Genomic DNA, 11,997 nt, shown 5'->3' with positions numbered 1-11,997 from the left:
CCGGCGCATTCACCAAATGCCGGTTAACCGCCCCAAGAATCGCCACAAAAGACGCCGTCACGATATCCCCGTGGATACCTACACCGAAACCGGTAGGCGAATCCCCAACCCGCAACTCAACGTAGCTAGCTGCCCGGGTATCCGTGCCGATGCCGATCGCGTGCTCGTGGTAATCCATAATCTTGACGTCCATATCCAGCGCATCAACAAACGCCGAAATCGCGCCGTCGCCCTTGCCGACCAAATGACGAACCTCGCCATTTTCCTCGACCTCAACTTCGATCGAGAACTGCTGGCCGCTTCCCGCCTTGGGGTCGCCGGTAATGCGGTGGCGGATCAATTTCCAGGGCTGATCCCGATCCAGATATTCCTCGGTGAAAATATCGAAGACCTTCGCGGCGGTCACTTCTGATCCAGTCTCGTCGGTAACCCGCTGGATTGCGCGACTGAATTCGATTTGCAAGCGGCGTGGCAACACCAAACCATGTTCCTGCTCAAGCAAGTACGAAACGCCGCCCTTGCCCGACTGGCTGTTGACGCGGATTACCGCATCGTAGCTGCGGCCCAGGTCGGCGGGATCGATGGGCAAATAAGGTACGTCCCACAAGGTATTTGGCTGGCGTTGCGCAAAGCCTTTCTTGATAGCGTCTTGGTGCGAACCAGAGAACGCCGTAAAGACCAGGTCGCCGGCATAAGGGTGGCGCGGGTGTACGGGCAATTGATTGCAGTACTCCACACAACGGCGCACTTCGTCGATATCCGAGAAATCCAGGCCCGGATGTATGCCCTGGGTGTAAAGATTCAGCGCCAAGGTAACCAAGTCGACATTGCCGGTGCGCTCGCCGTTCCCAAACAGGCAGCCTTCGATACGGTCAGCCCCCGCCATGACGGCGAACTCGGCGGCCGCTACGGCGGTGCCGCGGTCATTGTGCGGGTGCACGCTAAGCACGATGCAGTCGCGTTGCTCCAGGTTGTTATGCATCCACTCGATTTGATCCGCATACAAATTCGGGGTGGTTGCTTCAATGGTGGCGGGCAGATTAAAAATAATCTTCGATTCAGGTGTGGGCTGCCAGACTTTAGTCACGGCATTGCAGACGTCCAGGGCAAATTCCGGCTCGGTCGTGCTGAACACTTCTGGCGAATATTCATAACGCCAGTATGTTTCAGGGTGCTGGCTGGTGCATTCCTTGATCAGGCGTGTGCCGTCCAGCGCGACTTGCTTGACCTCTTCCTTGCTCATGTTGAAGACGATCTTGCGAAAGGCGGGCGCGCAGGCGTTGTACAAGTGGATGATGGCTTGCTTGGCGCCGGCGGTGGATTCCACGGTGCGGCGGATCAGCTCTTCGCGGGACTGGGTCAACGCGATAATCGTGACATCGTCGGGGATCCGGTTTTCATCGACCAGCATCCGAACGAAATCGAAGTCGGTCTGCGAGGCCGATGGAAAACCTACTTCGATTTCCTTGAAACCGATTTTCACCAGCTGCTCAAAAAAGCGCAATTTGCGTTCGACGCTCATGGGCTCAATCAGTGATTGATTGCCATCGCGCAGGTCGGTGCTCATCCAGATAGGGGGGTGAGTAATACGTTTGCTGGGCCAGGTACGTTCAGAAAATTCGCGGGCGAACGGGACGAACGGACGATATTTGTCGGACGGGTTGGAAATCATGAGGACACCTATTTTTAGCTTGAGTATTATTTGACGCAATCACCGGAGCATCTGTGGCAGGGCTCGTTATGAACGACGGTGATTTTAGGAAACAATGTGGCTGGTACAGGCTGCCGAACTGCCACTAGACGCTAGGTCCGGCAACCGATCGGTAGTAGCAGCGATAGGGCTAGGGAGGACAACAAGCGCGAAGAGTCGCGCTGAACACGTAACGCCGTGTCGGCAGCGATGCTGCGGGCACGGGCGTTATGGGGGAAGGCGTGTTCTGGTGTCATAGGGTATAGTCAACCATAAATTTTGGGACTTGGCAACTTTTATTGGGGGGGTTCCACGTTGACTGGTTTGCCAATAAGCGTGGTGTGGCGCTCTGCCAACGTGATTTTGGCCGCTCGGCCAGCTCTCAGTTCTTGCAAAGTCCGTTGCAAATCACCTACAGTGATTGGGTTTCGGCGATCATTCCATACCCAGCGGAGTACTTCCAGAGCGGGGTCGGACAGTTCGTGCGAGAGCATTCCGATGGTTTCTTCGCTGACATGCTTCCTGCGGACGCTACGCAGTGTGCTTTGCACGAAACCATAAACAAAATAGGCAATAATAAGGGTGCACAGCGCCACTACCGCCCACCAGAAGAAGGGGTTGTACTGTTTAAGCAGCGCAATGGTTTGAACCCCTAAGGCGTGCAAGCCGCCATAATCAATGCCTCGGCCAAAGGCAACTAATCGGTTGAGCAGGTCGTACCAAATTAAGGCTGTCAGGGCGATAACGACCGTACACACGATTTTTTGCGTGGCGGTCAGTTTCAGCAAGGTGTTGCGTAACAGGGCGGCGTCTTGGCGGATGGGCTGTTGAGTATTTGCTTTCATATAACTTATTTTAACTATGCAATCGCGTCAGTCTTTAGAACTTCGTCAGCATCAACAATTGGCGTTGACCCCACAGTTGCAGCAATCAATACGATTTCTGCAGTTGTCTGCGCAAGAACTGGAACTGGAACTGGCGCAGGCCTTGCTTGAAAACCCCATGCTGGAGCATGAGGAGGAGTATGACACCGATGCCGCCGATGCGGTAGAGCAAGAGGCTGCGGATGACCGCTGGTTGTTGGTGGGTGCGGCCAATCGGGCAAGCAATAGTAATGCCGACGACGAGCCGACGCGTCCTGAAACGGCACTGGCCGAAACGCTGCAGCATCATTTATTGCAACAGTTGCACCTGACGCGCGCTCAGCCGCGCGATTGTGCGCTGGTGACCTTGCTTATCGAAGAGCTGGACCAAAAAGGCTATTTGCCCACGCCGCTGGATGAAATTCAACAATACCTGCCGTCTGAGCTGGAGGTTGAAATGGATGAGCTGCAGGCCGCGCTGCGTCTATTGCAGTCATTCGATCCGCCCGGCGTTGGCGCCACTTCTCTGGCCGATTGCCTGGGATTGCAGCTTAAGCGTCTGCAACTCACCTCTCAAGAGCCTATACCGGCCGACATTATGGCTTGCGCAACAAATATTGCCCACCATCATTTGGATGTGCTCGCCTCAGGCAACCTGGCGCGGCTGCGCGAAGCGCTTTCGTGCGATCAGTCAACATTACGGACGGCGCACGCTTTGCTGCTGAGCCTGGAGCCGAGGCCTGCACGCAATTGGGCTACTTCCGTGGCTGATTACGTAACGCCCGAGATATTGGTGCATAAAGTGAAAGGCCGTTGGCAGGCGCGCCTGAATCCTGGGGTGGTACCCAAGCTGCGCATTAATGCGGTGTATGAAAGTTTGCTGGATAAAGCGCCTGCCGCGCCGGCAATGCAAGGTCAGCTTCAGCAGGCGCAAGGTCTTATCAAAAGCACCAATCATCGGTTTGTCACCATTCTTCGTGTTGCACAGGCAATCGTAGACCACCAGGGTGACTTCTTCGAGCAGGGTGTGCGTGCCATGCGGCCGTTGTTGCTGCGCGACATTGCCCAGGAACTGGAAATGCATGAATCCACCGTATCGCGTGCGACCCGGCAAAAGTATGCCCAAACACCCTGGGGCGTGATCGAGCTTAAGCGGTTTTTCGGCACAGCCCTGCAAACCGACGATGGCGAAACCACGTCTGCGACGGCGGTGCGCTCGCTGATTCTTAAATTGGTAAGCGAAGAGTCCGGCAAAAAACCACTGTCGGACAATCAGATAGCGCTGCGTCTGGCTGAGCAAGGGGTGACGATTGCGCGCCGTACAGTAGCTAAATACCGCGAAGCAGCAGGCATTGAACCCGCCATATTACGTAAAGCGCGCGCAGCGCTCGAGTCGTCTTAATTCTGAATTGTGCGGTGCGAGTAAAAATTTGTTAAATGAGATTGATTTCTATCTTGATTCAGATGATAATTCTTCTCATGTTTATTTGCATCTGTAATGCCATCACTGAGCGTCAGGTCCAAACGGCTGTAGCCGGGGGCGCGGCGACTATGTCTGATCTGCAAGGCCAACTTGGGGTCGCGACATGCTGCGGCTGCTGCGCCGACACTGCCGCCGAATATTTACCCGGCGGGCGTTATGCCGGGCAGGCCAGCATGCTTCAGCAGGCGGGCACGCTCGTTGCCAATGCGGCCAACGATTCCAGCGTCATTCCATCTCCAATGGTGACAACAGTCGCGGTTCGCCGCGCCTGACATATATAGTGACAATTTAAGTGGGCGCCAGCGCGTCCGCTTTTTCATGCGCTCACGATACGTAAATCGGCTTGATTTTTGATAATTGCGGCAATGGCCATGCGATTTGGCCGCATGGTACCTACATGTCAAGATTTGGACGACGTAACGACAGCGATAAGCCGATTCATTCCTATTCTCAAGCATGGACGGAAAGCGCCTGTCTGCCTGGGTTTCGCCTTGTTAAAAGGCTGAAAACCACACGTTGGCATGTTAGCCTAATAGGCGAAACGATGCGGCCTGGTGTTGCACATCCCGGATAACTGCTATCGATAGCGTTATCGATTCTTATCTTTGCTCAGGAGCATATGGCCATGAAAGGCGATAAAACCGTAATTCAGCATTTGAATGCGCAACTAAAAAACGAACTCACAGCGATCAACCAGTATTTTTTGCATGCACGCATGTTGAACCATTGGGGCCTGACCAAGCTGGGTAAGCATGAGTACGACGAGTCCATTGGTGAAATGAAACATGCCGATCGCCTGATCGAACGCATTTTCATGCTTGATGGCCTGCCCAACCTGCAAGACCTGCATAAGTTGATGATAGGCGAAAACGTGCCTGAAATCCTGTCTTGCGACCACAAGCTGGAATCCGGTGCGCAGGCTACCGTGAAAGAAGCCATGGCCTACTGTGAGTCGGTGCGTGATTACGTATCGCGCGATTTGTTCCAGGATATTCTGAACGATACCGAAGAGCACATTGACTGGCTGGAAACGCAAATGGAACTGGTCGACCAAGTGGGACTGCAGAACTATCTGCAATCCCAAATGGGCGAGTAACTGATCAGACGCGGTATTTAAAAACTTTTGGCTGGGCAGTCGCGTACGCGGCCCCAGGCATTATTCGGCTCGCAGTATCTGTTGCGGGCCGCCCACGCGCAGCTGGGACGATCAAAAAAGCTTTGTGCGCTGCAGGCTTGCAAGTCTTGACGTAAGCTGGCCTGCCAGGCCTGATTGGTTTGTGCTGGCGCAGCGCCCACTGCCGGCGCTGGTGGCGGTGGTGCGACCTCAATAGGTTGCAGTGGCTGGTTAGCGTCAAAGTTGCTGGCGCCCAAACCCAGATCGCCGACATCGGCAATACCTTTGAACCCACCATTGCCCGATTCGGCAATTCGTACCGCTTCGTCCATAGTGATGGTCGTGGTCGCAAGGTCGATCGTTGCGCTGGACTTGGTTTCGTCGAGCGAGCGCTCGGGTATTTGCCATGCGATTTGCGCGGGTGCGCTGGGCACGCCCTGTTGGCCATTCATCAATGGCTGCGGCGGCTGGGCCACGTAGGGCAAGCCGTTGGCGTCAAGCACCGGGACCGCCGACAACTCGGGCGGTTCTTCGATGACTGGCGCGGTTGGGCCGTGCGCAACAAGCCAATTGCCTAACTGCAGACCGCCCCAGGCGGAAGCGCCTGCGGCTACTACTAAAATTGCTAAGATAAAACGCCAGGACATTCTTACCCTCTGTCTGGAAAAGGAAGCCCAGTATATAAGCTGGGCTCTCTGGGACAACGCAGGCAGCCTGGATGCCGCTTATGCATTTTGCCCAAATACCTGGCCACCGTGCTCGCGCATGGCGTGAAACTCCACGCCGGGATATAGTTCTTGCGCTACGCGCAATTGAGCTGGCGAACTAGCCAAAAATGCAATCGCATCGACTACATCATAGGCGATGTTGGCTGCATTGGCGTCCATGAATTTTCGCAAAATCTTGGGGTCCGAGGCTGTAATCCAACGTGCCATGTTGTAACGTGATGGCATCAGCCGGGCATCGACCGCATACTCGGTTTTCAGCCTGTGGGCGACGACTTCGAACTGCAACTGGCCGATAGCGCCCAGTAATAATGTGCCGCCCGCCGCTTCGGGACGAAAGACTTGAATAGCCCCTTCTTCACCCAGTTGCGTCAGGCCGGTACGTAGTTGCTTGGTGCGCAGCGGATCTTTGACCTCAATGCCCTGGAACAGTTCGGGCGCAAAGAATGGCAGTCCTGTGAACTGCAGGCTTTCGCCTTCAGTCAATACGTCGCCCAGCTGCAATACGCCGTGGTTGGGAATGCCGATAATATCGCCCGCGTAGGCTTCGTCAAGCAGCTCGCGTCGTTGCGACAAGAAGGAAACCACGTTATTGGGGCGCATTTCTTTGCCGGTGCGGGACACCTTAAGGCGCATGCCTCGATCAAAGCGTCCGGAACTGACCCGTACAAAGGCCACGCGGTCGCGGTGAGCAGGATCCATATTGGCCTGCACCTTAAAGACAACGCCGCTGAATTTGGGTTCGTCAGGCTGCACTTCGCGCTGCATGGCTGTACGTGAGCCTGGTGGCGGCGCCAAATCTACCAGCGCATCCAATACTTCCTGCACGCCGAAGTTATTGATGGCAGAGCCGAAAAATACTGGGGTCTGTTTGCCTGTAAGGAAAGCAGCTTGGTCAAAGGCCGGCGCGGCAGCATTGATCAATTCGATTTCTTCATTGGCCTTGGCAAAGGCATCGCCAAAGCGTTCGGCGATGATGGGGTTGTCCAGGCCGGGTATCAGGTCGTCGTGATCGCCACGCCGTTCCTGGCCTGCGCGAAAAACACGCATACGGTCGCGGCGGATGTCGAACACGCCGCCGAACGAACGGCCCATGCCTACCGGCCACGAGAAGGGCACGGCATCCATGCCCAGGTGCGATTCGATTTCCGACAGCAGGTTAAGCGGTTCCTGTACTTCACGGTCCAGCTTATTGATGAAGGTAATAATGGGCGTGTTGCGTGCCCGGCATACCTGCAGCAAGCGCAGGGTTTGCGGCTCTACACCGTTGGCGGCATCAATTACCATCAAGGCAGCGTCGACGGCAGTCAGCACCCGATAAGTGTCTTCGGAAAAGTCTTGGTGTCCCGGCGTGTCAAGCAGGTTGATGACACAGTCGCGGTATTCCATTTGCATGACCGACGAGGCAACCGAAATGCCGCGTTGCTTTTCGATTTCCATCCAGTCGGACGAGGCATGACGGCTGGCTTTGCGTGCCTTGACGCTGCCCGCGATCTGGATAGCGCCTGCAAATAGCAGAAGCTTTTCAGTGAGGGTGGTTTTACCCGCGTCAGGGTGCGAAATAATGGCAAATGTGCGTCGCCGCGCGACTTCTTGGGTGATGCTCATAGTTCGATTTTATCGTGTGTTGTACTCGGGCTACGCAGGTAGCACGGCCCAGGTGCAACGCAGGGTTATTTATGATGGCTGAAAGAGGCCAGAACCGTGCCGGCCAGTATGAACAGCGCACCAAATGTACGGTTAAGCCAGCGAATGTGCCGGGGGGTACGCAGTATTTTCAGCATGCGGGAAGCCAACGAAGTATAGAACCCCATTGCAACCAAGTCGGTAAAGCAAAGGGTCGCGGCTATTACAACATACTGTATTGCCAGGGGCTGCGACAGGTCCAAAAACTGCGGAACGACGGCAAGTAAGAAGACCGTGCCTTTGGGGTTGGTGATATTGATCAGGCAGCCGCGTAGAATCAGCTCGCGTACGCTGAAGGGTGCGGACTTTTGGGATTCGACCGCCACCGGAGCGGCGTCGGTACGAAACTGCTTCCAACCCAGGTAGATCAGGTAGCCGACCCCCAGCCACTTTACGATGCCGAAAGCCAATTCGGACGCGGCCAGCAAGGCGCCTAGTCCCACGGCGACAATAACAAACTGTATCAATATGCCCAGAATAAGACCGACTGTTGTCCAGTAACCGCGCCTGAAGCCGTATTTCAGGCCGGAGGCCATGGCGGAAATGGCGCCTGGCCCGGGCGAAAAAGAAATCGCCCAGGAAGCGGCAAAGAACGCAAGCCAAGTGGAAAAGGACATGAAAGGTCAGCCGGTCGTATTAGGAAGTGGCGAAATAATACGCCTTATTTTCCTAGAAGGGCGGCGCGCTGTCCGTCTGTGTTCCGGCTGGGGCCGCTACGGTGGCGAGATTGCCCGGCTGGTGAGGCTGCTGGGCGACTTTTGCCTGCAGGCCGGCCAGCGCCGCCTTCCGGACGTGCGCTGCTTGCCGAGCGACGTGCTTCGCCATGGCGTGCGCCGTGGCCGGCGCTACCGCTTTTACGCGGGGCATTAGAGCGTCGTGGACGGTCATCGTCGGCGCGGACATGGGCCGGTTCGGCCTTTACCATGTCAGTCGACCAACCGGCAATCGTCGTGCGTTCGATGGGGCGCTTGATGACTTTTTCGATGGCATTCAACAGCTTGATTTCGGTCTTGTCGACAAGCGACAGGGCCGAGCCTTCACTGCCGGCGCGGCCGGTGCGCCCGATGCGGTGCACATAGTCTTCCGGGACGTTAGGCAATTCAAAGTTGACGACATTCGGTAATTGGTCGATGTCGATACCACGAGCGGCGATGTCGGTGGCGACCAGTACGGCAACCTTGCCGTCTTTGAAGCCGGCCAATGCGCGGGTGCGCGCAGCCTGGCTTTTGTTGCCATGGATCGCAGCGGCGGCAAGGCCATCTTTGACGAGCTTTTCAGCCAGGCGATTGGCGCCGTGCTTGGTGCGAGTAAACACCAGCACTTGGTGCCAGCCGCTTTCGCGGATGATGAAACTGAGCAGATCGCGCTTATGGGCCTGCTCGGTCATGACCATGCTTTGCTTGACCAGTTCCGATGCGGTATTACGGCGCGCAACCGAGATTTCGATGGGGTTGTTCAATACGCCTTTGGACAATTCGCGGATTTCATCCGAGAACGTGGCGGAAAACAACAGATTTTGGCGTGTGCGTGGCAGCAGAGCAATAATGCGGCGAATATCGCGGATAAAGCCCATATCCAGCATGCGGTCGGCTTCGTCCAGCACCAAAATTTCAACGGCGGACAAGTCCACGGTTTTCTGTTGAGCATGATCCAGCAGGCGACCGGGGGTGGCAACCAGGATATCCAGCGGCTTGCGCAAGGCGTTGATTTGCGGGTTGATATTGACCCCGCCGAACATCACCATTGAGCGAATCGACGTGTGCTGGCTGTAAGTGCGCACGGACTCTTCCACTTGGGCGGTGAGTTCACGGGTAGGGGTCAGGATCAGGACGCGCGGCTGGCCGGGTTTGCGGCTTTGTGCGGGTGTTTCCAGCAGGCGGTGCAGGATAGGCAGGGTGAAGCCTGCGGTCTTGCCGGTGCCTGTTTGCGCCGCGGCCAATAGGTCGCCGCCTTTCATGACCTGCGGAATGGCTTGTGCCTGGATAGGTGTAGGGTGTGTGTAGCCGGTATCGGTCACAGCACGCAAAAGGGGTTCTGCCAACCCAAGGGAGGCAAATGTAATTTGGGTATTCAAGAAATAACTCCAGCGACAGCCTATCGCTCGAGTTGAGAGATACCAATCTAGGCAGACGATAAAAAGAAGTTGAGAGCAAAAAAGCTCAGGCAAGGCATGAATAGCTTGCAAGACACGTGCTGACTGGTGCGGCACGTAATTTGCCATTGTAGCGTAAATGACCTGATGCGGGGGAATTTCTGTGCGCGCTTGTGTCGTTTCTGGCATATTGGCAAGGTGCGCGCAACCTGCTGTAATTTGCGTATTACCTTTTTTCGGGCTGGTCACAATGAAACGTTTACTTTTGCTTGTTCTTTTGCCGTGCTTGTCGGTGCTATTGGCCGGCTGTGGCTATAACGATATTCAGCGCCTTGATGAGCAGGTAAAGACCGCCTGGTCGCAAACCCTTAACCAGTACGAGCGTCGCGCTGAACTGGTTCCCAAGCTGGTCAATTCAGTGAACGCGTATATGGTCAACGAAAGGGCGGTACTGGTCCAGGTGACCGAGGCGCGCGCTAAAGTGGGCAGTATCCAGATCAGCGCTAAAGACCTCGAAAACCCGGAACTCATGGCGCGCTTCAACGAAGCGCAGGGCCAGCTGTCGTCGGCGTTGTCGCGTCTGATCGCCGTTTCGGAAAACTATCCTCAACTGAAAAGCGATGGCCTCTTTCGCGACCTGATGACACAGTTGGAGGGAACCGAGAACCGCATCGCCACCGAGCGCGGGCGGTACGTACAGGCTGTGCAGGAATACAACCTTATCGTGCGCCAGTTCCCCACGCTTATCACCGCCAAGATTTTCGGCTATCACACCATAGAAAATTACGGCGTCTCCAAACAGGATCAAATCACCAAAGATCCAGAAGTGAAATTCACCCTGCCTGAGCCCGCGAAGCCCTAATGTCTTTGGGACGAAACATGAACGCTGTTGCACATGTTGTTTTTGGCGCGTGCATAACTCGCCGTTTGATGGCCGGCGTGGTGCTGACCCTGATGTTGTTGTCGGCAATGCTGTCAGTCGCCAATGCCGCGCCTGCGGCCTTGCCCGAACTGAAAAGCTGGGTCACCGACACAACCGGCACGCTCGACTCCAACACCAAGGCGCATTTGGAACAGGTGCTGGCCGACCTGGAAAAGCGCAAGGGCGCGCAAATTGCGGTATTGGTTGTACCGACGACAGGCGACGACACGGTCGAAAGCTATGCGCGTCGTGTTTTCGATCAGTGGCGCTTGGGCCGTGAAAAGGTGGACGACGGCATTTTGTTATTGGTGGCCAAAGAGGATCGCAAACTGCGCATCGAGGTCGGATACGGCCTTGAAGGCGCGGTGCCTGACTTGTTGGCCGGGCGCGTTATTCGCGAACAGATTACGCCGCGATTCAAGCAAGATGACTATTCCGGCGGTATCTCGGCAGGGGTAGAAAGCCTGGTCAAACTGGTCGACGGCGAACCGTTGCCGCCGCCGGTTGTGGCTAGTTCGGCCGATACCAATGATGACTCCCCGGCCATCATGCTGTTGCCGCTGGCTGCCATGACCTTCTTTATGCCGGCCGCTTTCGCGGCTTTTGCCGCCGGAATATTCGTAAGCCTGATGTTTGGCAGCATCCTGTTTGGCATTCTGGCTGCGGTTGTCGCCTTTGTATTAAGCAGCATAGGCCGCAAATTCGGTGCTGGCGGCAGCGGTAGCGCCGCTCGCGCCTCACGTCGAGGCGGCGTTATTGGCGGCCTTGGGGGCGGTTTTGGCGGTGGCTTTGGTGGCGGTGGCGGCGGAGGGTTCGGCGGGGGTGGTGGATTTGGCGGTGGCGGAGGCGGGGGCAGCGGCGGCGGTGGCGCCTCCGGCAGCTGGTAATTGCATACCGATTTATATACGCTTAAGGAATAACAGTGCCTCAACGTGGCGGAAAATGGAAGGAATGGACGGGCTGGGCCAGCATTGAAGGGCAGTGGTTACGCCGCAAGCACTTTACGCCCCAGGTCTTGGAGGATATTGCCAATCGCATCAAGAAAAGCGAGCTCGACCACACTGGCGAGCTCATGGTGGTTGTCGAGGCAGTCAGTCCCGCCCATGAACCCGATAGCCGGCAACGTGCACTCGAAGTGTTCGGGCGCCTGCGGGTATGGGATACACCGCTCAATACCGGGGTGTTGCTGTACTTGTCGCTAGACAGGCATCGCCTGGAGATCATTGCCGATCGTGCCGTCGCAGTGCCTGACGATCTCTGGGATCAGGTATGCCAACAGTTGCAGGCCAGGCTGCAACAAGGCGATTATGCCGGCGGTCTGCTGGCGGCAATTGACACTATCGAAGGGCTATTGCGCACGCGTTGTCCGCCTTTGGCGCAAGGGCAGCTTAACGCTAACGACTTGCCTGACGAACCCGTATT

Annotated in this window: 12 protein-coding genes; 6 read left to right on the top strand and 6 right to left on the bottom strand. The window is 56.1% G+C overall.

The window, feature by feature from the left end; all coding sequences use genetic code 11:
* Both leuA and ABWO67_RS16100 read right to left on the bottom strand, forming a co-directional pair.
* Positions 1-1,672 (bottom strand): 2-isopropylmalate synthase (gene leuA / locus ABWO67_RS16105; RefSeq protein WP_353153337.1); only part of this gene is annotated, 1,672 nt, incomplete at its 3' end.
* A 314-nt stretch (positions 1,673-1,986) separates the two neighbouring features.
* Entirely contained in the window at positions 1,987-2,535 is a 549-nt protein-coding gene (locus tag ABWO67_RS16100; protein WP_353153335.1) for a hypothetical protein, read from the bottom strand.
* Between the two features lie 16 nt (positions 2,536-2,551).
* Between ABWO67_RS16100 and rpoN the strand changes: the two genes are divergently transcribed.
* From rpoN to bfr, 3 genes are all read left to right on the top strand, one after another.
* A complete protein-coding gene (gene rpoN / locus ABWO67_RS16095) occupies positions 2,552-3,955 on the top strand; it encodes an RNA polymerase factor sigma-54 (RefSeq protein ID WP_353153333.1) in 1,404 nt (467 codons plus the stop codon).
* A 77-nt stretch (positions 3,956-4,032) separates the two neighbouring features.
* Entirely contained in the window at positions 4,033-4,308 is a 276-nt protein-coding gene (locus ABWO67_RS16090; RefSeq protein ID WP_353153331.1) for a (2Fe-2S)-binding protein, read from the top strand.
* A gap of 353 nt (positions 4,309-4,661) precedes the next feature.
* Positions 4,662-5,132 (top strand): bacterioferritin, encoded by a 471-nt coding sequence (gene bfr, locus ABWO67_RS16085; RefSeq protein ID WP_353153329.1) that lies wholly within the window; start codon positions 4,662-4,664, stop codon positions 5,130-5,132.
* A gap of 17 nt (positions 5,133-5,149) precedes the next feature.
* Here bfr and ABWO67_RS16080 read toward each other — a convergent pair whose 3' ends face one another.
* The 4 genes from ABWO67_RS16080 to ABWO67_RS16065 all read right to left on the bottom strand — a co-directional run bounded on the left by ABWO67_RS16080 (position 5,150) and on the right by ABWO67_RS16065 (position 9,635).
* Entirely contained in the window at positions 5,150-5,797 is a 648-nt protein-coding gene (locus ABWO67_RS16080; RefSeq protein ID WP_353153327.1) for a hypothetical protein, read from the bottom strand.
* A gap of 78 nt (positions 5,798-5,875) precedes the next feature.
* Complete coding sequence (locus ABWO67_RS16075) at positions 5,876-7,483, bottom strand: peptide chain release factor 3 (RefSeq protein WP_353153325.1); 1,608 nt, start codon at positions 7,481-7,483, stop codon at positions 5,876-5,878.
* Between the two features lie 65 nt (positions 7,484-7,548).
* Positions 7,549-8,178 carry a LysE family transporter gene (locus ABWO67_RS16070; protein WP_353153323.1) on the bottom strand — a complete coding sequence of 210 codons (630 nt, stop codon included), beginning with the start codon at positions 8,176-8,178 and terminating at the stop codon, positions 7,549-7,551.
* A gap of 44 nt (positions 8,179-8,222) precedes the next feature.
* A complete protein-coding gene (locus ABWO67_RS16065; protein WP_353153321.1) occupies positions 8,223-9,635 on the bottom strand; it encodes a DEAD/DEAH box helicase in 1,413 nt (470 codons plus the stop codon).
* Positions 9,636-9,903: 268 nt separating this feature from the next.
* Between ABWO67_RS16065 and ABWO67_RS16060 the strand changes: the two genes are divergently transcribed.
* The 3 genes from ABWO67_RS16060 to ABWO67_RS16050 all read left to right on the top strand — a co-directional run.
* The gene (locus ABWO67_RS16060) at positions 9,904-10,515 is read left to right on the top strand and encodes a LemA family protein (RefSeq protein WP_353153319.1); all 612 of its coding nucleotides are present in this window, start codon (positions 9,904-9,906) and stop codon (positions 10,513-10,515) included.
* 17 nt (positions 10,516-10,532) lie between these two features.
* The gene (locus tag ABWO67_RS16055; protein WP_353153317.1) at positions 10,533-11,462 is read left to right on the top strand and encodes a TPM domain-containing protein; all 930 of its coding nucleotides are present in this window, start codon (positions 10,533-10,535) and stop codon (positions 11,460-11,462) included.
* A 35-nt stretch (positions 11,463-11,497) separates the two neighbouring features.
* Positions 11,498-11,997 (top strand): TPM domain-containing protein (locus ABWO67_RS16050; protein ID WP_353153315.1); only part of this gene is annotated, 500 nt, incomplete at its 3' end.

This window comes from Pollutimonas bauzanensis (genome assembly GCF_040393045.1).
GTDB lineage: Bacteria > Pseudomonadota > Gammaproteobacteria > Burkholderiales > Burkholderiaceae_B > Pollutimonas > Pollutimonas bauzanensis_A.
Note: the sequence above shows the minus strand (reverse complement) of the source record. Positions and strands in the feature narration are given on the sequence as shown.

Excerpts from the sequence above, each read along its gene's own strand:
- rpoN (WP_353153333.1), top strand. The coding sequence starts at position 2,552 with ATGCAATCGCGTCAGTCTTTAGAACTTCGTCAGCATCAACAATTGGCG.
- ABWO67_RS16090 (WP_353153331.1), top strand. The coding sequence starts at position 4,033 with ATGTTTATTTGCATCTGTAATGCCATCACTGAGCGTCAGGTCCAAACG.
- ABWO67_RS16055 (WP_353153317.1), top strand. The coding sequence starts at position 10,533 with ATGAACGCTGTTGCACATGTTGTTTTTGGCGCGTGCATAACTCGCCGT.
- ABWO67_RS16060 (WP_353153319.1), top strand. The coding sequence starts at position 9,904 with ATGAAACGTTTACTTTTGCTTGTTCTTTTGCCGTGCTTGTCGGTGCTA.
- bfr (WP_353153329.1), top strand. The coding sequence starts at position 4,662 with ATGAAAGGCGATAAAACCGTAATTCAGCATTTGAATGCGCAACTAAAA.
- ABWO67_RS16080 (WP_353153327.1), bottom strand. The coding sequence starts at position 5,797 with ATGTCCTGGCGTTTTATCTTAGCAATTTTAGTAGTAGCCGCAGGCGCT.
- ABWO67_RS16100 (WP_353153335.1), bottom strand. The coding sequence starts at position 2,535 with ATGAAAGCAAATACTCAACAGCCCATCCGCCAAGACGCCGCCCTGTTA.
- ABWO67_RS16075 (WP_353153325.1), bottom strand. The coding sequence starts at position 7,483 with ATGAGCATCACCCAAGAAGTCGCGCGGCGACGCACATTTGCCATTATT.
- ABWO67_RS16070 (WP_353153323.1), bottom strand. The coding sequence starts at position 8,178 with ATGTCCTTTTCCACTTGGCTTGCGTTCTTTGCCGCTTCCTGGGCGATT.